Annotated in this window: 20 protein-coding genes; 9 read left to right on the forward strand and 11 right to left on the reverse strand. The window is 49.8% G+C overall.

Translation table 11 applies throughout. The features are described 5' to 3' along the window. Positions 1 to 39 precede the first annotated feature (39 nt). Both fumB and fumC read left to right on the forward strand, forming a co-directional pair. The gene (fumB, locus tag FEK50_RS12015; protein WP_130209333.1) at positions 40 to 1,686 is read left to right on the forward strand and encodes a class I fumarate hydratase; all 1,647 of its coding nucleotides are present in this window, start codon (positions 40 to 42) and stop codon (positions 1,684 to 1,686) included. 139 nt (positions 1,687 to 1,825) lie between these two features. After that, complete coding sequence (gene fumC / locus FEK50_RS12020; protein WP_131161920.1) at positions 1,826 to 3,229, forward strand: class II fumarate hydratase; 1,404 nt, start codon at positions 1,826 to 1,828, stop codon at positions 3,227 to 3,229. Here fumC and tus read toward each other — a convergent pair. The 3 genes from tus to rstA form a co-directional block, all read right to left on the reverse strand. Beyond that, on the reverse strand, positions 3,226 to 4,155 hold the full coding sequence (gene tus / locus FEK50_RS12025; RefSeq protein WP_130219049.1) for a DNA replication terminus site-binding protein: 930 nt from the start codon (positions 4,153 to 4,155) through the stop codon (positions 3,226 to 3,228). The genes fumC and tus overlap by 4 nt on opposite strands. Before the next feature lie 74 nt (positions 4,156 to 4,229). Then, the gene (gene rstB / locus FEK50_RS12030) at positions 4,230 to 5,531 is read right to left on the reverse strand and encodes a two-component system sensor histidine kinase RstB (RefSeq protein WP_130209327.1); all 1,302 of its coding nucleotides are present in this window, start codon (positions 5,529 to 5,531) and stop codon (positions 4,230 to 4,232) included. 3 nt (positions 5,532 to 5,534) lie between these two features. Beyond that, positions 5,535 to 6,254 (reverse strand): two-component system response regulator RstA, encoded by a 720-nt coding sequence (rstA, locus tag FEK50_RS12035; RefSeq protein WP_135524355.1) that lies wholly within the window; start codon positions 6,252 to 6,254, stop codon positions 5,535 to 5,537. A gap of 128 nt (positions 6,255 to 6,382) precedes the next feature. On the opposite strand from rstA, the gene FEK50_RS12040 reads away from it, so the two are divergent. Next, a complete protein-coding gene (locus FEK50_RS12040; protein WP_130209323.1) occupies positions 6,383 to 6,718 on the forward strand; it encodes a GlpM family protein in 336 nt (111 codons plus the stop codon). On the opposite strand, the gene folM is transcribed toward FEK50_RS12040, so the two are convergent. From folM to ydgH, 3 genes are all read right to left on the reverse strand, one after another. Then, positions 6,715 to 7,437, reverse strand: coding sequence for a dihydromonapterin reductase (folM, locus tag FEK50_RS12045; RefSeq protein WP_131161919.1), 723 nt, complete (start codon positions 7,435 to 7,437; stop codon positions 6,715 to 6,717). The two genes, FEK50_RS12040 and folM, sit on opposite strands and share 4 nt — an antisense overlap. Before the next feature lie 37 nt (positions 7,438 to 7,474). Continuing rightward, positions 7,475 to 8,857 (reverse strand): amino acid permease, encoded by a 1,383-nt coding sequence (locus FEK50_RS12050; protein WP_130209319.1) that lies wholly within the window; start codon positions 8,855 to 8,857, stop codon positions 7,475 to 7,477. Between the two features lie 188 nt (positions 8,858 to 9,045). Next, positions 9,046 to 9,990, reverse strand: a complete 945-nt coding sequence (gene ydgH / locus FEK50_RS12055; protein WP_130209317.1) for a DUF1471 family protein YdgH — start codon at positions 9,988 to 9,990, stop codon at positions 9,046 to 9,048. 521 nt (positions 9,991 to 10,511) lie between these two features. Between ydgH and pntA the strand changes: the two genes are divergently transcribed. Both pntA and pntB read left to right on the forward strand, forming a co-directional pair. Next, on the forward strand, positions 10,512 to 12,044 hold the full coding sequence (gene pntA / locus FEK50_RS12060; protein ID WP_131161918.1) for a Re/Si-specific NAD(P)(+) transhydrogenase subunit alpha: 1,533 nt from the start codon (positions 10,512 to 10,514) through the stop codon (positions 12,042 to 12,044). A gap of 10 nt (positions 12,045 to 12,054) precedes the next feature. Further along, positions 12,055 to 13,443, forward strand: coding sequence for a Re/Si-specific NAD(P)(+) transhydrogenase subunit beta (pntB, locus tag FEK50_RS12065; RefSeq protein WP_131161917.1), 1,389 nt, complete (start codon positions 12,055 to 12,057; stop codon positions 13,441 to 13,443). A 24-nt stretch (positions 13,444 to 13,467) separates the two neighbouring features. On the opposite strand, the gene tqsA is transcribed toward pntB, so the two are convergent. Further along, positions 13,468 to 14,502: an AI-2 transporter TqsA gene (gene tqsA, locus FEK50_RS12070; protein WP_130209311.1), complete on the reverse strand. Its 1,035-nt coding sequence runs from the start codon at positions 14,500 to 14,502 to the stop codon at positions 13,468 to 13,470. A 406-nt stretch (positions 14,503 to 14,908) separates the two neighbouring features. Between tqsA and mdtJ the strand changes: the two genes are divergently transcribed. Continuing rightward, positions 14,909 to 15,274 (forward strand): multidrug/spermidine efflux SMR transporter subunit MdtJ, encoded by a 366-nt coding sequence (mdtJ, locus tag FEK50_RS12080; protein WP_130209307.1) that lies wholly within the window; start codon positions 14,909 to 14,911, stop codon positions 15,272 to 15,274. Next, positions 15,261 to 15,590 (forward strand): multidrug/spermidine efflux SMR transporter subunit MdtI, encoded by a 330-nt coding sequence (gene mdtI, locus FEK50_RS12085; protein WP_130219061.1) that lies wholly within the window; start codon positions 15,261 to 15,263, stop codon positions 15,588 to 15,590. The genes mdtJ and mdtI overlap by 14 nt, the downstream gene beginning before the upstream one ends. 38 nt (positions 15,591 to 15,628) lie before the next feature. Here the strand turns inward: mdtI and FEK50_RS12090 are convergent, their stop codons facing one another. The 4 genes from FEK50_RS12090 to FEK50_RS12105 all read right to left on the reverse strand — a co-directional run bounded on the left by FEK50_RS12090 (position 15,629) and on the right by FEK50_RS12105 (position 18,701). After that, the gene (locus tag FEK50_RS12090; protein ID WP_130209303.1) at positions 15,629 to 16,450 is read right to left on the reverse strand and encodes a serine protease; all 822 of its coding nucleotides are present in this window, start codon (positions 16,448 to 16,450) and stop codon (positions 15,629 to 15,631) included. A 99-nt stretch (positions 16,451 to 16,549) separates the two neighbouring features. Further along, the gene (locus FEK50_RS12095) at positions 16,550 to 16,633 is read right to left on the reverse strand and encodes a hypothetical protein (protein WP_000233091.1); all 84 of its coding nucleotides are present in this window, start codon (positions 16,631 to 16,633) and stop codon (positions 16,550 to 16,552) included. A gap of 92 nt (positions 16,634 to 16,725) precedes the next feature. Then, positions 16,726 to 17,034: an acid resistance repetitive basic protein Asr gene (gene asr, locus FEK50_RS12100; protein ID WP_214251102.1), complete on the reverse strand. Its 309-nt coding sequence runs from the start codon at positions 17,032 to 17,034 to the stop codon at positions 16,726 to 16,728. 413 nt (positions 17,035 to 17,447) lie between these two features. Next, a complete protein-coding gene (locus FEK50_RS12105; RefSeq protein ID WP_130209299.1) occupies positions 17,448 to 18,701 on the reverse strand; it encodes an MFS transporter in 1,254 nt (417 codons plus the stop codon). 106 nt (positions 18,702 to 18,807) lie between these two features. On the opposite strand from FEK50_RS12105, the gene FEK50_RS12110 reads away from it, so the two are divergent. After that, positions 18,808 to 19,701, forward strand: a complete 894-nt coding sequence (locus FEK50_RS12110; RefSeq protein ID WP_130209297.1) for a LysR family transcriptional regulator — start codon at positions 18,808 to 18,810, stop codon at positions 19,699 to 19,701. Between the two features lie 134 nt (positions 19,702 to 19,835). Further along, a complete protein-coding gene (gene mlc / locus FEK50_RS12115; protein ID WP_130209295.1) occupies positions 19,836 to 21,056 on the forward strand; it encodes a sugar metabolism global transcriptional regulator Mlc in 1,221 nt (406 codons plus the stop codon). Positions 21,057 to 21,109 lie beyond the last annotated feature (53 nt).

Raw genomic sequence — 21,109 nt, forward strand, 5'->3', positions numbered from 1 at the left:
CCCAAAGCATAACCAAACCAGGCAGTAAGTGAGAGAACAATGTCAAACAAACCCTTTCATTATCAGGCTCCTTTCCCACTCAAAAAAGATGATACCGAGTATTACCTGCTGACCAGCGAACATGTCAGCGTATCTGAATTTGAAGGACAGGAGATTTTGAAAGTTGCACCAGAAGCGTTAACTCTTCTGGCGCGTCAGGCGTTTCATGATGCGTCATTCATGCTGCGTCCGGCCCATCAACAGCAGGTAGCCGATATTTTGCGTGACCCGGAAGCCAGCGAAAACGACAAGTATGTGGCACTGCAATTCCTGCGAAACTCCGATATCGCCGCAAAAGGCGTTCTGCCAACCTGCCAGGACACCGGCACCGCGATTATCGTTGGTAAAAAAGGGCAGCGTGTATGGACCGGTGGTGGCGACGAAGCGGCGCTGGCGCGCGGTGTCTATAACACTTACATCGAAGATAACCTGCGCTACTCGCAAAACGCGCCGCTGGATATGTATAAAGAGGTGAATACCGGCACTAACTTGCCAGCGCAGATCGATCTTTATGCCGTTGATGGCGACGAGTACAAATTCCTCTGTATCGCCAAAGGTGGCGGTTCGGCAAACAAGACGTATCTCTATCAGGAAACCAAAGCGTTACTGACGCCGGGGAAACTGAAAAATTATCTGGTTGAGAAAATGCGCACACTGGGTACGGCGGCGTGTCCTCCGTATCATATTGCGTTCGTTATTGGCGGAACTTCTGCGGAAACTAACCTTAAAACGGTGAAACTGGCTTCCGCTAAATACTATGACGAACTGCCAACGGAAGGGAACGAGCACGGTCAGGCGTTCCGCGATGTGGAACTGGAAAACGAATTGCTGATTGAAGCGCAAAATCTCGGTCTGGGCGCGCAGTTTGGCGGGAAATATTTCGCCCATGACATTCGCGTTATTCGCCTGCCACGCCACGGCGCATCCTGCCCGATTGGTATGGGCGTCTCCTGTTCTGCTGACCGTAATATCAAAGCGAAGATTAACCGTCAGGGGATCTGGATCGAAAAACTGGAACATAATCCTGGCAAATACATCCCTGAAGAACTGCGTAAAGCGGGAGAAGGCGAAGCGGTACGCGTTGACCTTAACCGCCCAATGAAAGAGATCCTCGCACAGTTGTCGCAGTATCCCGTTTCTACACGCTTATCGCTTAACGGCACGATTATCGTCGGTCGTGATATCGCTCATGCCAAACTGAAAGAGCGGATGGATAACGGCGAAGGGCTGCCGCAGTATATTAAAGATCATCCAATTTACTACGCGGGTCCGGCCAAAACGCCGGAAGGTTATGCCTCCGGTTCTCTTGGCCCAACGACTGCCGGACGTATGGATTCTTACGTCGATCAACTGCAAGCGCAGGGCGGCAGCATGATCATGCTGGCGAAAGGTAACCGCAGCCAGCAGGTGACGGATGCCTGTAAAAAACATGGCGGTTTCTATCTCGGCAGTATCGGCGGCCCTGCGGCAGTGCTGGCGCAGGGGAGTATTAAGAGTCTGGAATGTGTTGAATATCCGGAACTGGGAATGGAAGCCATCTGGAAAATCGAAGTGGAAGATTTCCCAGCGTTTATCCTGGTGGATGATAAAGGAAATGACTTCTTCCAGCAGATACAACTCACGCAGTGTAGCCGCTGCGTGAAATAAGCAGAGCCGCCCTTCGGGGCGGCTTTTTTACATGGCACGAAATACCAAACATTTGTTATCAAATAGTAAATAATGGGTGAGCTAAAAGTTGCTTAACGTAAGCAAAGAAGAAAAAAATTAATCAGGTGAGGAGCAGGCCATGAAAACAGTACGCAGCGAAAAAGATTCGATGGGTGCGATCGATGTCCCGGCAGATAAGCTGTGGGGCGCACAAACTCAACGCTCGCTGGAGCATTTCCGCATTTCGACGGAGAAAATGCCAACCTCACTGATTCATGCGCTGGCGCTAACCAAGCGCGCAGCGGCAAAAGTTAATGAAGATTTAGGCTTGCTGTCTGAAGAGAAAGCGAGCGCCATTCGTCAGGCGGCGGATGAAGTGCTGGCGGGGCTGCATGATGATGAATTCCCACTGGCAATCTGGCAGACCGGTTCCGGCACGCAAAGTAATATGAACATGAACGAAGTGCTGGCCAATCGGGCGAGTGAACTGCTCGGCGGTGTGCGCGGGATGGAGCGTAAAGTTCACCCTAACGACGATGTGAACAAAAGCCAGAGTTCCAATGATGTCTTTCCAACGGCAATGCACGTTGCGGCGCTGCTGGCGCTGCGTAAGCAACTCATTCCACAACTTAAAACCCTGACACAAACTCTGAATGAGAAATCCCGCGCGTTTGCCGATATCGTCAAAATTGGTCGTACCCACTTGCAGGACGCTACGCCGCTGACCTTGGGGCAGGAGATTTCCGGCTGGGTAGCAATGCTTGAGCATAATCTCAAACATATCGAATACAGCCTGCCTCACGTGGCGGAACTGGCTCTGGGCGGTACAGCTGTGGGTACTGGACTAAACACCCATCCGGAATATGCCCGTCGCGTGGCGGACGAGCTTTCGGTCATTACCTGTGCGCCGTTTGTTACTGCACCGAACAAATTTGAAGCACTGGCGACCTGTGATGCGCTGGTTCAGGCGCACGGTGCGTTAAAAGGATTGGCGGCGTCACTGATGAAAATTGCCAATGACGTCCGCTGGTTGGCTTCCGGTCCACGTTGCGGCATTGGCGAAATCTCAATCCCGGAAAACGAGCCTGGCAGTTCAATCATGCCGGGAAAAGTGAACCCAACGCAGTGTGAAGCATTAACCATGCTTTGCTGCCAGGTGATGGGGAATGACGTGGCAATCAACATCGGCGGCGCTTCTGGTAACTTCGAACTGAACGTCTTCCGTCCGATGGTGAGCCACAATTTCCTGCAATCGGTACGCTTGCTGGCAGATGGCATGGAAAGTTTTAACAAACACTGCGCGGTGGGAATAGAGCCGAATCGTGAGCGTATCAACCAATTACTCAATGAATCGCTGATGCTGGTGACCGCGCTAAACACCCATATTGGCTATGACAAAGCTGCGGAGATCGCCAAAAAAGCGCACAAAGAAGGGCTGACCTTAAAAGCTGCCGCCCTTGCGCTGGGCTATCTTAGCGAAGCCGAGTTTGATAGCTGGGTACGACCAGAACAGATGGTCGGCAGTATGAAAGCAGGGCATTAATCTGCAACATACAGGTGCAGCCGTGGAATGATCAAACGAAGCGGCTGTGCCTGCGGTTTAAAACGATGCTGAACATTGTCGGCATCGTAATTTAACAGCTCACCAACGTCTGGCATGCCTGCGCCATTATCCCTATTAATCAGCGCGATAAGCGGTGTCGGGCAGGCGTGCTGAACTTGTTTTTGATCCCCCTTGTACCAGACACGGGCAATTGGCTGAACTTTCACCGGACGTTTGATTTTTAACTTCGCATCCTGTGGCAGGGCGGCAATATCCTGATACTCGCGTTCCAGTTTTCCCTGCCACTCCTCGCGCGTCCACGGTGCAACGCTACGTGGCGATTTCAGGCTCTTTTCCAACTGCGCCAGCACCTCATCACGATGCAAATTTTTAATGATATGTTTATTCGCCCAGCCAAAACGTAAAGTGGCGGGGTCGTGCAGAACGGTGAGCGTGCGATAAGCGTTAAGGGTAATCAGCCCCGGCAAATGACGATGTACCCATTCAAAACGCGCTGCCGTAGGCAGTTCTGACTCAACCGTGACGATATGCTCGAAAGTGGTTTTAAGTTGATTGATGCGCTGTATATGACTTGCCAGCGCCGTTTGTGAAAGATTATCGACCTGATAGCACAACACGCCAGGCAGACGAACAGCCGCCTTGCTGCTGCGATTTTCGGACTGTTGTTGAATAAACAAATGGCGGAAATGACGCAGTGCGAGCGCCTGCGCTTCTTTCCCGAGATGTTGCTTAACCTCAATGCGATTAAGCGGATTATGCTCATCCTCCTTTTTGACCTCCGGTAACGAGAACACGCGGGCAACCAGCAACTTGTGTTGTTCAAGTTCAGCGGCAAACGCTGCCAGTTCTTGTTCCATCTGGCGAAAAGTCGTATTGAGTCGGTCAACAAGATCGTAACGGGCCATAAAATTACCACTTTAGTTACAACATACTTTATTTATAGCACATTGACGACAACTTAACCACCGTGCGTTTGGTGTCAGGCAGAAGTAAATTGCGGGATGTTGTGCCACAGTGGCCAGCTGAACGAGAAGCGGGCGCCCCCCAGTTCGCTGGTGTCACAATTGACCGTGCCGCCCATTGCCAGAGCGATGGAGTGGACAATCGCCAGCCCCAGCCCACAGCCGCCAGTTGCACGGTCCCGGCTGGGATCGAGGCGAACAAAGGGTTCAAAGATATGCTCGCGATTTTCTGCCGCAATTCCCGGACCATCATCTTCAACAATCAATGTTGCTCTGTTTCCTGCCAGTAGCAGGCTGGTTTCAACGGTTGAATGGCAGTAGCGCAGGGCGTTGTTGAGTAAGTTATCCAGCACGCGCTCCATTAAGCGCATATCCAGTGCCGCGTAATTACCTGGCGTGATCGTTTTTATCCGTACCGTTTTGTCGGGGGTCACGGCCTGAATATCTTGCAGATGTGTTGACAGCCACAACGGCAGGTCTGGTTCGCTAAAATGCAGTTCATTTTGCGGGCGATCGAGCCGGGCATAAGTCAGCAGTTCTTCAATTAAGGCTTCCAGTTGACTGATATCGCGATTTAAGGCCTGGGACTCGGTGGCGTTCAGGTTGTCGCTCATCTCCAGCCGATAACGCAGGCGCACTAATGGTGTTCGCAGTTCATGGGCAATGCCATCAATAAGCTGCTTTTTACTGGCAATCAACGCGTTGATATTGTCCGCCATCTGGTTAAACGCCACGCCAAGTCGTTCAAAGCTTGAACCATCATCAAAGTGAATACGTTCATTGAGATGCCCATCGCCGAATCGTTGCGCCGCCGCTTCCAGTTTTAACATGTCTTTCCAGTGCGGACGCATCCAGATAAACACCGGAAAGGCGAGGGAGATGGCAATAAAGGCGATCAGCACGATATCCAGCAAACGCATTTGATGGAGGAAATAAAGATAAGGAACGGGACCCACGGCGAGAACGTAGTGGCTGCGCGGGATACGCTGTAAAAAGGTGTACTGATCATCCAGAGCAACAATCTCTCCGCCACGCAATCGGTGCATGGCGTTATTATCGAGATGATATTTACTCAGCGGCTCGACGCGCAGATCGAAAGAGAGATTTAAATCCATCTCCTTCAACGTTTTTCCCCAGTCGTGTGGAGGGATCTCGCGTAATTCGCTACGCATCAGATACAGCGAACTGTTCATCAAATCATCCAGCGACTGTTTGCCTGCACGTTCGGCGGTAAATTTGTACACCAGGCCAACCAGTAGAGACATCACCAGAAAGCAGACAAACAGCAAAAGATAAAACTGGATAAACAGTTTTTTCATCGTTTATTCCCACGCATGAGACGCAAAAAGATAGCCTTTGTTACGCACGGTTTTAATGCGGTAGGGTTCGGCAGCGTTATCGAGCAGTTTTTTTCGTAACCGCGAAATAGCTACATCCACGCTACGATCCAGCCCGTCATAACTGACGCCGCGTAAATTCTTCAGCAGCGCATCGCGGTCCATAATTTGTCCGGCATGGGTGGCTAGTTCCCATAACAATTCAAAATCAGCCGTCGAGAGTGAAATCTCATGGTTAGCAAGTGTCACTACGCGGTTGATGGGGTCGATAGTTAACGTACCGAAATGCAATGGTTTGTAAGGTGTCAGAGATGTTTCCTGAATACCTTTGGTCAGCGTCGCTTGTTCGTTCTGACGCAAATGTAAACGTAAACGCGCCAACAGAACAGCGGGGGGCGTTGTTTTGAGAATATAGTCGCAGGCGCCCATTTCCAGCGCCAGAATGTGGTTCATATCGCTATCGAGAGAGGTCAGCAGAACAATCGGCCCGGACCATTTTGTGCGTAAATCGCGGCAGATGGACATTCCGTCTTTGCCAGGCAGCATGATATCAAGCAGCACCAGATCCGGATTTTCCCGCAGAATTGTCTCTTCGGCATGGTCGCCGCGCGGTTCCACGGTAACCTGCATATCATGCTTTGCCAGGTACGCGGCAATCAGTGAACCAACTTCTGTGTCATCTTCCACAAAAACGATAGTGTTCATATTATTCACGGCAGATATAAAAACGTCACAATACACCGCGCTGATTTTACTTACTATCAATCGTTTCTAAACAAGGTTGCATCGGGTATTCTACAGATGACTTGTTATGGAAGTGTTAAGGTAAAACAATGGGGCTGGTAATCAAAGCTGCGCTTGGTGCGCTGGTGGTGGTGTTGATTGGTGTATTAGCCAAAACGAAAAATTACTATATCGCCGGGCTGATCCCGCTTTTCCCGACTTTTGCGCTCATCGCGCATTATATTGTTGTCAGTGAACGTGGGATTGAAGCCTTACGCGCCACAATCGTTTTCAGTATGTGGTCGATTATTCCCTATTTTGTTTATCTGGCGTCGTTGTGGTATTTCACCGGAATCATGCGCTTGCCCGCTGCTTTTGTGGGTTCTGTTGCGTGCTGGGGGCTAAGCGCATGGGTGCTAATTATTTGCTGGATGAAACTGCATTAACGCAAATGACGACCGCCATCAAGCGGGAAACTGCGTCCGGTTACAAAGCAACTGGTGAGTAAGTAATCGACAAGATCGATAACTTCTTTCTCACCGGGCGCGGTTTTCATCAGTGATTTATTCAGAGCCTGTTGGCGATATTCGGCATCATCATGCTCGTTAAACAAGATCAGCGATGGTGCAATAGAATTCACTTTCACTTCCGGTGCCAGCTTGCGGGCAAATGAACGGGTCATATTATCCAGTGCCGCTTTGCTTGCAGCATAGGCAATATGTTTGTCGCTTCCGCGCTCCACCACATAATCGGTGAAGTGAATGATATCGCTGGCAGCGTGTCCGTGACCGCGCAGTAATCTTTCCAGCGCATGGTTGAGCAGGTAAGGGGTATTAACATGGATCTGCATCATGCAGGACAGAACATCAGTCAGTGGCATACCTGGTTTTTCTGCCATCCACGCACTGGCGTTATGCAAAATGGCACGCAGGCCGTGGGTGGTTTTTAACACTTCATCGGCAAACGCCATCACGCCGTCGTTCGTTGAAAAATCAGCCTGAATACACTGCGCACCTGCATTAACCAGTCCATCAATGGCAGGATAGTGCGTCCGATAGCTGACAATCACCGGTTGCTTTTGATTAATGAAATGCCAGGCGAGAGCGAGGCCGATACGACGGCCTCCGCCAGTGATTAATATTGGCAAGGGCTGGGTTTTCCCCATCGTTAATCTCCTTTGCAAGCAAACGATGGGACGAAAGTTATCCCACCAGCATCCAGGTGGCCGGAACTGCGGCAATTAACAACATGCCAATCAGCACCATTTCCTGACGATTCAATACATTATCATGTGTATGCGTTTTACGCGCGTACAGGAAGACCAGTAGCCCTGGCGCATACAAAACGACGGACAACAACAGGTGCATTGGGCCTGAAGCGTATAATAACCATAAGCCATAAATGCAGGCACCGACACCTACCGCTTTATGCAGTGGACGAGTAGCGATTTTCAACAAGAACGCGCCAACCAGGAAATAGGGCACCAGAATCATCTCTGAGGCGATGGTCAGCAACGTGTTGTAATCAGAGCCGGTCAGCCAGATCAGAACCAGACAAATTTGCACGCAGATGTTGGTCAGCCACAGCGAGGCAGACGGTGCGGCTTGTGCATTCTGGCGCGCAAAAATACGCGGGAATGCCTTATGCGTCGCTGCCAGGAAGGGGACTTCTGCCGCCATAATGGTCCAGCTTAGATACGCGCCACAGACAGAAACGATCAATCCGGCAGCGATGATAATCTCGCCCCACGGCCCCATCATTTTCACCATCAGACCGGCCATAGACGGGTTACGAATCTCAGCCAGTTCAGGACGAGCAACCACCCCCAGCGAAAGCAGCGTGACCAATAAATAAACGCCCAGTGCAGAAAGCACCGCCAGAAGCGTCGCTTTGCCAACATCATGTTTATTCCGCGCCCGTGAAGAAACAACCACCGCACCTTCCACACCAATGAATACCCACAGTGTGATCAGCATGGTGTTTTTCACCTGTTCCCATACCGGCACGCCAAGCGCAAGGCCAGTAAAGTCGAGCTTGAAGGTGTCCAGTTTGAACATCATCATCGCCAGCACAATAAACAAACCAAGCGGCAATAATTTTGCCAATGTCGCCACCAGGTTAATGCTGGCGGCGGTTTGTACGCCGCGCAGGATCAAAAAGTGAACAATCCACAACAATGCCGATGCACCGACGATCGATTGCCAGGTGTTACCATCGCCAAACAGGCGTAGTTCCGGCGTATCGGTGAAGAAACTTAATGCGGAAAAGACGATAACCAGATAAGAGACGTTGGCGATAACCGCACATAGCCAGTATCCCCACGCGGAGCAGAAGCCGATTAACTCACCAAACCCTTCCCGTGCATAGGTAAAAATACCGCCGTCAAGGTCGGGACGAATGCGTGTCAGGATCAGCATGGCAAAGGCCAGCAATAAGATGCCAGCGCCAGTAATACCCCAGCCGATGAGCAGTGCTGCCGGGCTGGCAACCGCCGCCATATTTTGCGGCAGACTGAAAACACCCGCGCCCAGCATTGAGCTTAATACCAGCGCGGTGAGTGCGCTCAGTCCCAGTTTCTTTTCCATCGATATCCAGTGTTTAAAACGTGTTCAGAAGAATAAATATTAGGGCAAAACGCATAAAAATGGTGAATGCCACTAAAGCGCGGGATTTTACGAAGAGAAGTGGCGGCATGCAATGGTTGCGGGAAAATTTGTAGCTAAAAATCTGAAAGGCGGCATAAAGCCGCCTTAATGTGATACTGAATAGTTATTTATTTATACAGGTCTGCACTGATGGTCAGGTTGTTACCACGTTCCTGCCACTGGCGGGTGATGTGGTAATACTTAGCACCTTTCTTCGCGGCACGTTTAGCAACCTGGTAGGAGACTTCGGTCATGTTGCCGTAGTTACCCGAGAACTTAATGCTATCGAACGGAACCATCATTGCTGCGGTCGCTTTGTTCAGTTCTTCTACTTTGGTGCCGTCAGGAAGCGTGACAGTGTAACGTCCGCCTTTTGAGGACTGAGTTTCAAAGAAACGACCAACTTCAGCACTTGGTGATGCAGTGGTGGCAACGCCCGGGATTTCAACTTTCTTCGCGGCTTCGCCACCTGCGGCCAGTGCCGCGCGACCAGCATCAGAATCCGCAGGGATCACATCCGGGCTCTGGACGATGCGTTTTTTAGCATCTTGTTTGTAGATGAACGCAGTAATACGCTGGTTGCCGCCCTGGTTGGCATCTATCTGGCGAACGATGTAGTAAGAGTAGGCACCTTTCGCTTTTGCTGCTTTGGTGATGGCATCGTTCACTTCCGGTTGGCTGCGGAAGAAGCCCTGGACGGTCACGGTGTCATACGGTTCGATCAAAACAGCCTGGTCTTTAGGCAGTTCAATAACGCCATTAAAAACGCGATTCTTATCAGCTTCTGCTTTTTCAGCATCGGCTTTATAAAGATCGGCAACTACACGCCAGTTACCGCTGTTACCGAAATCTGAAGTGTCGACAACATAAAAAGAGGCGGCGCCTTCTTTATCAGCGCGACGGGAAACGGCTTTAACCGCTTCACCAATGGCATTAAAACGACCGGTAACCACTACACGGTCAAAAGGTTTAACCGCTGCCGCTTGCTCCGGTGTCAGTTCTGTTGCTGCGTTAACGGAAAATGCCGTAGCAGAAAGCAGTGCCGACGCCAGGAGGGTGTTCTTAAGCTTCATAAAAATAATCCTTCGCCTTGCGCAAACCAGGTACTGGTATTGTTATTAACGAGAAACGTGGCTGATTATTGCATTTAAAGTGTGTAACTGTCTGCGTGATTTTTTCATATCAGACTTCTTGATTTGATTTTAAATCTGATCGAATGAGCATCGCGCTTAAAAAATAGCCACAATAACAGAAGAATGACTGAACTGGCTGAATTGTATAAGTTAATTTAATGTTAACCGGTGGCTGGCCTCGGTGAAATCTCATGTTTTACCTGATTATCAAAGACAATTATCGCCCATTATCCTGTGTTCTATGGTGTTTATCCCGCTATCAAGGCTGAATCGTTAATATTTTGCGAGTTCACGCCGAAATACTGATTTTTGACGCTAGATCACAGGCATTATTTTCAGTACGTTATAGGCGTTTGTTACTAATTTATTTTAACGGAGTAACATTTAGCTCGTACATGAGCGGCTTGTGTATCAAAAACACAGGCAAACCATCATCAATAAAACCGATGGAAGGGAATATCATGCGAATTGGCATACCAAGAGAACGGTTAACCAATGAAACCCGTGTTGCAGCAACGCCGAAAACAGTGGAGCAGTTGCTGAAACTAGGTTTTACCGTCGCGGTAGAGAGCGGCGCAGGTCAACTGGCTAGTTTTGACGATAAAGCGTTTGTGCAAGCGGGCGCCGAAATTGTAGAAGGGAATAACGTCTGGCAGTCAGAGATCATTCTGAAGGTCAATGCGCCGTTAGATGATGAAATTGCGTTACTAAATCCGGGAACCACGCTGGTGAGCTTCATCTGGCCTGCGCAGAATCTGGAGTTAATGCAAAAACTCGCGGAGCGTAACGTAACCGTGATGGCGATGGACTCTGTACCACGTATCTCACGTGCTCAATCGCTTGATGCGTTAAGTTCGATGGCGAACATCGCTGGTTATCGCGCCATTGTTGAAGCGGCTCATGAGTTTGGGCGTTTCTTTACCGGGCAAATCACAGCAGCAGGTAAAGTGCCTCCGGCAAAAGTGATGGTGATTGGTGCGGGCGTTGCGGGCCTGGCGGCCATTGGCGCAGCAAACAGCCTCGGCGCAATTGTGCGTGCATTCGATACCCGCCCGGAAGTGAAAGAACAGGTTCAAAGTATGGGGGCGGAATTCCTCGAGCTGGATTTTAAAGAGGAAGCCGGTAGCGGCGATGGTTACGCCAAAGTGATGTCGGAAGCGTTCATCAAAGCAGAAATGGAACTCTTTGCCGCCCAGGCAAAAGAGGTCGATATCATTGTGACCACCGCGCTTATTCCAGGCAAACCAGCACCGAAACTGATTACCCGTGAAATGGTTGATTCTATGAAGTCGGGTAGTGTGATTGTCGACCTGGCAGCCCAAAACGGTGGTAACTGTGAATACACCGTGCCGGGTGAAATCTTCACCACGGAGAATGGTGTCAAAGTGATTGGCTACACCGATCTTCCTGGTCGCCTGCCGACGCAATCCTCACAGCTTTACGGCACCAACCTTGTCAATCTGCTGAAACTGTTGTGCAAAGAGAAAGACGGCAATATCACGGTTGATTTTGATGATGTGGTGATTCGCGGCGTGACCGTGATCCGTTCTGGCGAAATTACCTGGCCGGCGCCGCCGATTCAGGTTTCTGTCCAACCGCAGGCAGCACAGAAGGCGGCACCTGATGTTAAAACCGAAGAAAAATGTGCCTGCTCACCGTGGCGTAAATATGCGCTGATGGCGCTGGCAATCATCCTTTTCGGCTGGTTGGCAAGCGTAGCACCGAAAGAATTCCTCGGGCACTTTACCGTTTTCGCGCTGGCCTGCGTCGTAGGTTATTACGTGGTGTGGAATGTCTCCCACGCGTTGCATACGCCGCTGATGTCGGTTACTAACGCGATTTCAGGGATTATTGTTGTCGGAGCTCTATTGCAGATTGGCCAGGGCGGCTGGGTTAGCTTCCTTAGTTTTATCGCGGTGCTTATCGCCAGCATTAATATTTTCGGTGGCTTTACCGTGACTCAGCGCATGCTGAAAATGTTTCGCAAAAACTAAGGGGTAACATATGTCTGGAGGATTAGTTACAGCTGCATACATTGTTGCCGCGATCCTGTTTATCTTCAGTCTGGCCGGGCTTTCTAAACATGAAACGTCTCGCCGTGGTAACAACTTCGGTATCGCCGGGATGGCGATTGCGTTAATTGCAACCATCTTCGGGCCGGATACTGGCAATGTTGGCTGGATCCTGGTTGCGATGGTCATTGGTGGCGCGATTGGTATCCGTCTGGCGAAGAAAGTCGAAATGACTGAAATGCCGGAACTGGTGGCGATCCTGCATAGCTTCGTGGGGCTGGCGGCGGTGCTGGTTGGCTTTAACAGCTATCTGCATCATGACGCGGGAATGGCACCGATTCTGGCCAACATTCACCTGACGGAAGTGTTCCTTGGCATCTTTATTGGTGCGGTAACCTTTACCGGTTCGGTTGTGGCGTTCGGTAAGCTGTGCGGAAAGATTTCGTCTAAACCGTTGATGCTGCCAAACCGCCATAAAATGAACCTGGCTGCATTGGTCGTTTCCTTCCTGCTGTTGATGGTGTTTGTTCGTACCGATAGTGTTGGCTTGCAGGTGCTGGCATTGCTGATAATGACCGCTATAGCGCTGGTCTTCGGTTGGCATTTAGTGGCTTCCATCGGTGGCGCTGATATGCCAGTGGTGGTGTCGATGCTGAACTCCTACTCCGGTTGGGCGGCAGCAGCGGCGGGCTTTATGCTCAGTAACGACCTGCTGATTGTGACCGGTGCGCTGGTCGGTTCGTCGGGCGCGATTCTTTCTTACATTATGTGTAAGGCGATGAACCGTTCCTTTATCAGCGTCATTGCGGGCGGTTTCGGCACTGATGGTTCCTCTACCGGCGATGATCAGGAAGTGGGCGAGCACCGCGAAATCACCGCAGAAGAGACGGCGGAGCTTCTGAAAAACTCGCATTCAGTAATCATTACTCCTGGGTATGGCATGGCGGTAGCGCAGGCACAGTATCCGGTCGCAGAAATCACCGAGAAACTGCGTGCGCGCGGTATCAATGTGCGCTTCGGGATTCACCCGGTTGCGGGGCGTTTGCCAGGGCATATGAACGTGTTGCTGGCGGAAGCGAAAGTACCGTATGACATCGTGCTGGAAATGGACGAAATCAACGAGGACTTCGCTGATACCGATACCGTACTGGTGATTGGTGCCAACGATACGGTTAACCCGGCGGCACAGGACGATCCGAAGAGCCCGATTGCTGGCATGCCTGTTCTGGAAGTGTGGAAAGCGCAGAACGTGATTGTCTTTAAACGCTCGATGAACACCGGCTATGCTGGCGTGCAAAACCCGCTGTTCTTCAAGGAGAACACCCACATGCTGTTTGGTGACGCCAAAGCCAGCGTGGATGCAATCCTCAAAGCTCTGTAACCTCAACGGCCTCTACGGAGGCCGTCACTCTTTATTGAGATCGCTTAACAGAACGGCGATGCTTTGGCCTCCCGCCGTTTGCTCAAGTGCAATTTTGACAATAATCGTCAACGGCACAGAAAGCAGCATACCTACAGGTCCTAACAACCATCCCCAAAAAATTAATGACAAAAAAACCACCAGTGTGGAAAGTCCTAACCCGCGCCCCATAATGCGTGGTTCCAGAATATTGCCGAAGACCAAATTAATCAGCAGATATCCCGCCAGTACAAGTAACGCCTCGTAGAAACCATTAAACACCAGTACCTGAGCAATAGGGGGAATTGCTGCCAGAACTGAACCAATATTGGGTATGTAATTAAGCGCAAAGGCCAGCAATCCCCAGACAAAAGCAAAGCGAACATCCAGTGCAGCGAGCATCGCCCAGGCGACCAGTCCGGTGACGATGCTGATAGCCGTTTTTAGTACCAGGTAATGCGACACACTGTCAATCGCGCGCTGTATTGCCGCCATCCCTTCAACCGGACGCGCCATCATTTGCTGGAGTTTACCGGGTAGTTGTGGAACTTCGAGCAGCATAAACAACACCGTCAGCAACAATAAAAATATTGACGACATGGCATTAGATAACTGAGTCAGTAAGTTGGTGAGCAACGTCATTGCCGAGTTCGGATCAATGTAATGAGCCAGTTGGTCAACTGAGACATCAATACCCACGCGCTGTAATAAAGGTTCCAGAGCCTGCAGCGGTTTTATGATTGAGCTGCGATACTGTGGCAAAGTGCGGGTCAGTTCATTGAGTGTTGAACCGAGATAGGCCAGCATTAACACCATCGCCATCACGATAATGGTCATCAAAATTGACACCGCCAGTACGCGCGGCACTCGCCAGCGAACCATGCGTTGTACCAGAGGATTAAGTATTACCGCGATAAATAGCGAGAGGATAAAGGGGACGATGATATCGGCGGCAAACCGGATACCGCACAGAATAATGACCAGCATTCCCAACATTATGACGATTTTTAGACCATTGAGTGTGATGATCGGCTTTGCCATGCTTATCCCCGTATATTCTTCCTTCGCTAATAATATTTTATTTTTAGCGGCGGCATTATAACGAAAATCAAACCACTCAGGTAAAGAAATGAAAATGTTTTGAGTTAATTCTTAAGCTATGATACAAATCAGACGTGTTCAACTACCGAGGACAATTATCATCCGCGATGACGAGAAGCAACACTGCGGATAATTGTAATTTTATGGACAATTTGTTCAGGACGTTATTTTCTACATTTACCCATCTTCGTACCTCATCCACTATCTTGCTCGCAGGTGAGCAGCACTGGCGCAACGCGCTTTAGTCCTTTCTTCTGCCGAAGCTTGCGCTATGCGCTGGGCTTGACCTCTTTACTTTCGCTGAATTAAGCGAATATTAAAATAATTCTCTTGCAGGAGAAGGGTAATGTATTTTTATTGGATTTTATTAGGTCTGGCAATTGCCACAGAAATTACCGGCACGTTATCTATGAAATGGGCTAGTGTCAGTGATGGAAACAGCGGGTTTATTTTAATGCTGGTGATGATTTCTCTGTCATATATACTTCTCTCTTTCGCCGTTAAAAAAATTGCGTTAGGCGTAGCCTATGCGCTGTGGGAAGGTATCGGTATTTTATTTATTACGCTGTTTAGCGTTCTGTTATTTGATGAAAGTTTATCGCTGATGAAAATTGTCGGGTTAACAACTCTGGTTGCCGGGATTGTCTTGATCAAATCGGGTACACGTAAAGTGCGTAAATCTACGCTGGAGCAGAATCATGGCTCAGTTTGAATGGATTCACGCCGCCTGGTTGGCACTGGCGATAGTGCTGGAAATTATTGCTAACGTCTTTTTGAAATTTTCTGATGGCTTTCGCCGTAAAGTCTATGGCTTGTTGTCGCTGGCGGCGGTACTTGCTGCTTTTAGTGCACTATCCCAGGCAGTGAAAGGGATCGACTTGTCAGTGGCGTATGCGCTGTGGGGTGGGTTTGGTATTGTCGCCACATTAGCAGCCGGTTGGGTCCTGTTTGGTCAGCGGTTAAACCGCAAAGGCTGGGTTGGTCTGGTCCTGTTGTTAGCCGGAATGATCATGGTGAAACTCGCCTGATGTTTATGCTGCCCGTATTTTCGGGCAGCATTTAAACGCTATTGCCGGGATAACTCTTCCAGTTTGTCGCGAAAGCCGGTAACAGAGATAGCCCGGTTATCAGCCCGCCAGCGATCCTTAGCCGCAGGCGCCGAACTTTGCACGCCAATCAACTGCCAGCCGTCATCAGTATGCAGCATTAGCGGCGAACCGCTGTCACCCGGCAGGGTATCGCACTGATGCGACATCACCGACGTTTGCGCCCAGCCAGTCACTTCGCAATTTTTATGACTGTACAACGTATCCAGGTGATCCTCGGGATAGCCTGCCTGGGTCACTTTGCGACCTGCCGTTTTTAATGCGGCGGTGAGTGCTGCTTTGTCTCCCTCGAAAAGTGGTAAGGGTGTAATGCCAGAAGGCGGATTGCGCAGCACAATCAAACCAAAATCCCACGGCGCGGCAGCAGGCGGGACAATCCAGCCATCTCCATTAGCCTTTAACCGTTTACCTAGTGTCGGATCAACGCGGCCTTCAATGTTGTGGATCTCATAGCGCCATAGCCCCTTATTCGACACAAAACGCAGCGCAATTGCTTTGTCTGGTTTGCCTTTTGGCGGCGTTAATAAACAGTGCCCCGCCGTTAATGCGAGATTGGGCGCAATCAGGGTGGCCGTGCAGAGATTTCCACTGGCAGTCTCCAGTTGCCCAACCGCATCCCACGGAGATTGGGTCGTGTTAATTACTGGCACTCGATCGTCATGACCGAAAAAAAGGGTGCTGACTTCATCATTAGCCGATTCAGGACTGTCAGGTTTATCTGCAAATACCAATGCAGATGTCAAACTAATTGCACCCAGTACTACAGCAATGGTTGTACGCATATCACACTCTGGTGGGTAATTATGATTATTAAAAGCAAACCCTCATAAATACTATAGCCGGGACGGGATTAAAGTGGGAGTGAAATCAGATAACTACGATCAGAAAAGATAAAAGCGAGTGGCAATCAATGCACATAAAATAAGGATGATAAGAATGAACTCAAAGCGATAACGGCCCACCATAGTACCCTCCGCTTAAGGCGGCGCTAAACGTTATCCGTCTAGCGCCGTAATTTTCAGGCGCGAGGGGGCGCGCCATTATTGCTGCTGAAAACTTAAGCTGCTGGTTGGGCAGCTGGTTTTGCAGGTTGCTGATGGCTGTGTTTCTTGGTGTGCTTTTTCGCGGCTTGTGCTTTTTGTTCCGGAGCTTTCTGTTCGGTTTTCGCTTTTTTATGATGCTTTTTAGCCGCCTGCGCTTTTTGGGCAGGTGCTGCTTTATGCTGTTTTTTATGATGCATGGTTTTTGCAGGTGCAGCTTTGGTGACAGTAGTTGCAGGGGCAGGTGTGGTCGCAGTCTCTGCGGCAAAAGCGGCAGAAGAGAGACTCATCGCAGCGGCAACAACCAGAGCTAATACTTTTTTCATTGTCATACCCTCAATTTGGTTTTTTTATGCAACCCCACTACGGGGCCGATGTAATGACTATATCTCGGGTAATGAGAGGCTTCCGTGAGTGGTTGGTTTCGGCATGTAACGATATGTACAAAGTAAATTGGTAAATAATAACGCGATGTGACTTAAGGTAAATTCCCTACTAATATCAGTAGTCTTGATCGAGTTTACTATTTCTCTGTTCCCAAAACGGTAGAATTACTTTGCATCATCAATAAATGACACACAGTAAATGAATCCGCTAATTTGGGTATTTATTATCCTGATGACATTAGATGCGCTGCGGGAATTGGCTGGCGCTTCGTCTATTTTAGGATGGTTATTAACATTGAGTTGAGCAGACAATAAGCCCGGGTGAGTATTTTACTCAGCCCGGGCTTATTTTTTCAGGCGTGCAATCGATGGTGCAAACGTGTACCCACTATAATCGCGACCACCAGCATCGACGCAATAAAGGCGCCAACGCCGTTCCAGCCGTAGTTATGCCAGAAGACCCCACCTAATGTTCCGGCAATACTTGACCCCAGGTAGTAACTGAACAGATACAGCGAGGATGCCTGGCCTTTGGCGCGTTTAGCACGGGGGCCAATCCAGCTACTGGCGACCGAGTGAGCAGCAAAGAATCCGGCGGAGAAGAGCAACATCCCGGCAAAAATCAGCCATATCGAACTGAACAATGTCATTAACAGGCCAACAAGCATGACACCTGTCGAAGACAGCATCACCGGACCGCGTCCGAAGCGGGTGGTCATGGTTCCAGCTTTTGGTGAACTCCAGGTACCGGTCAAATAGGCCAGCGATAATAAACCCACCACCGCCTGGCTGACATGCCACGGGGAAAGCATCAAGCGATAGCCAATATAATTAAACAGGGTGACGAATGAGCCCATCAGCAAAAAACCTTCTGCGAATAATAAAGGCAATCCCTGGTCGCGCCAGTGCAGACGGAAGTTGATAAACAATGTTTTAGGGCGCAGTGAGGAAGGGCGGAAATGGCGAGATTCTGGAAGAATTTTCCAGAACATTAACGCCGAGGCCAGTGCGAAACAGCCAATCGCTGCCAGTGCAATTCGCCAGTTGAAGAAATCGGTGAAGACACCGCTAATTAAGCGTCCGCTCATGCCGCCAATCGAGTTACCGCTGATGTACAACCCCATCGAAAAGGCGACAAAACTCGGGTGGATCTCTTCGCTAAGGTAGGTCATGCCCACCGCAGCAACGCCGCTTAATGAAAGGCCAATCAAGGCGCGCATCACCAAAATGCCGTGCCAGCTGGTCATCATCGTCGAAAGTAACGTGCAGATGGAGGCCAATAACAGCGCCGTAACCATCACTGGTTTGCGACCAATGGCATCGGAAAGCGGGCCAGTAAACAGCAATCCGATAGCCAACATTGCCGTTGAAATTGACAGTGAAATACTACTGTTTGCGGGTGTTAAGCCAAACTCCTGCGAAAGAACCGGAAGGATAGGTTGCACACAATAGAGAAGTGCGAAGGTTGCCAGTCCGGCAGAAAAAAGCGCCAGGGTCACGCGCATAAATTGCGGCGTACCGCGTTTAATGAACAGGTTTGGCTGGGAAACGTTTTGCTTGTCAGTGGCGCTTGCCGGAGCGCCATCAACAGTTGTGGTACGACTCACTTGAAATCCTTACTAAATATGCGCGTTGTGTTAGCTCAGGAATAGAGTAGGAAAATCGAATTGTTATGTCTAATATATTAATAGTCTCAAATAATATGTATGAAATATGAATATCGAATTGCGTCACCTACGTTACTTCATCGCTGTTGCAGAAGAATTGCATTTTGGTCGAGCTGCTGCGCGCCTGAATATTTCTCAACCGCCACTAAGCCAACAGATTCAGGCGTTGGAGCAACAAATTGGCGCGCGCCTGCTGGCCAGAACTAATCGAAGCGTCGCGCTCACCGCTGCAGGCAAACAATTTCTTGCCGATAGTCGTCAAATTCTTTCTCTGGTAGACGATGCCGCCGCGCGAGCAGAACGACTGCATCAGGGGGAGGCGGGAGAGTTACGCATTGGTTTTACCTCATCGGCGCCATTCATTCGCGCAGTGTCAGATACCTTATCGTTATTTCGCCGCGAATTTCCTGATGTCCATTTGCAGACGCGCGAGATGAATACCCGCGAGCAAATTGCGCCCCTTATCGAAGGGACGCTCGATATGGGACTGTTACGCAATACTTTGCTGCCGGAGACGTTGAACCATGCGGTAATTGTGCATGAACCGCTTATGGCGATGATTCCGCACGATCATCCGTTAGCCGGTAAATCTGTAGTTACGTTGGCGGAACTGGCAAAAGAGCCGTTTGTTTTCTTTGATCCTCACGTCGGGACCGGGCTTTATGATGACATTCTGGGCCTGATGCGACGCTACAATCTTACACCGGTTATTACCCAGGAAGTGGGCGAGGCGATGACCATCATTGGCCTTGTGTCTGCCGGTTTGGGCGTTTCGATTTTGCCCGCCTCATTTAAGCGTGTTCAGCTTAATGAAATGCGTTGGATACCTATTGCTGAAGAAGATGCGGTTTCTGAAATGTGGTTGGTCTGGCCGACGCATCATGAACAAAGTCCGGCAGCGCGAAACTTTCGTATTCAGCTGCTGAATGCTCTCAGGTGAGGTAAAATTCAGCTAAAAAACCCGAAAAGTGTGCTGTTAATCACATGGCTAAGTAAAAATTTGACGGCACGCATTGAAGTGTTTCACCATAGCCTACAGATTATTTCGGAGCGCGAAAATATAGGGAGTATAAGGTGGTTGCAGAAAACCAGCCTGGACATATTGATCAAATAAAGCAGACCAACGCGGGTGCTGTTTATCGCCTGATTGATCAGCTTGGTCCCATTTCGCGTATCGACCTTTCCCGCATGGCGCAACTGGCTCCCGCCAGTATCACCAAAATTGTCCGCGAAATGCTAGAAGCGCATCTGGTGCAAGAGTTAGAAATTAAAGAAGGGGGAAACCGTGGCCGCCCTGCGGTGGGGTTGGTGGTGGAAACAGAAGCCTGGCATTATCTTTCTCTGCGCATCAGTCGTGGTTTAATTTTTCTTGCCCTGCGTGATTTAAGCAGCAAGCTGGTGGTGGAAGAGACACAGGAGCTGGCGCTTCAGGATGAATTGCCTTTGCTGGAACGTATCATTGCGCATATTGATCAGTTTTTTATCCGTCATCAGAAAAAACTCGAACGCCTGACATCCATCGCCATTACTTTGCCGGGAATTATTGATACGGAAAATGGTATTGTGCACCGGATGCCGTTTTACGAGGATGTGAAAGAGATGCCGCTCGGCGAAGCGCTGGAGCAGCACACAGGTGTACCGGTTTACATTCAGCATGATATTAGTGCATGGACGATGGCCGAGGCATTATTTGGAGCCTCTCGCGGGGCGCGCGATGTGATTCAGGTGGTAATTGATCACAATGTTGGCGCGGGCGTGATTACCGACGGTCACTTGTTACATGCTGGAAGCAGTAGCCTGGTAGAAATTGGTCATACCCAGGTGGATCCGTATGGTAAACGCTGTTATTGCGGTAACCACGGTTGTCTGGAAACCATCGCCAGTGTGGACAGCATCCTCGAACTGGCGCAATTACGCCTTAATCAGTCAATGAGTTCGATGTTGCACGGGCAGCCTTTGAGCGTGGATTCATTATGCCATGCGGCGTTGCAGGGTGACTTGCTGGCAAAGGATATTATCACTGGCGTAGGCGCGCATGTTGGGCGCATTCTGGCCATCATGGTGAATTTATTTAACCCACAAAAAATACTGATTGGCTCGCCGTTAAGCAAAGCGGCAAATATTCTGTTCCCTGTGATTTCTGACAGCATCCGTCAGCAGGCGCTTCCAGCATACAGCCAGCATATTAGCGTTGAGAGCACTCAGTTCACCAATCAGGGGACAATGGCAGGGGCCGCGCTGGTAAAAGATGCGCTATATAATGGATCTTTGCTGATTCGTCTGTTGCAGGGTTAACATTTTTTAACTGTTCTACCAAAATTTGCGCTATCTCAAATTGAGTGCAGAAA

Origin of the sequence: Escherichia sp. E2586 (genome assembly GCF_005781105.1) — a bacterium.
In the GTDB taxonomy this organism is placed as follows: domain Bacteria; phylum Pseudomonadota; class Gammaproteobacteria; order Enterobacterales; family Enterobacteriaceae; genus Escherichia.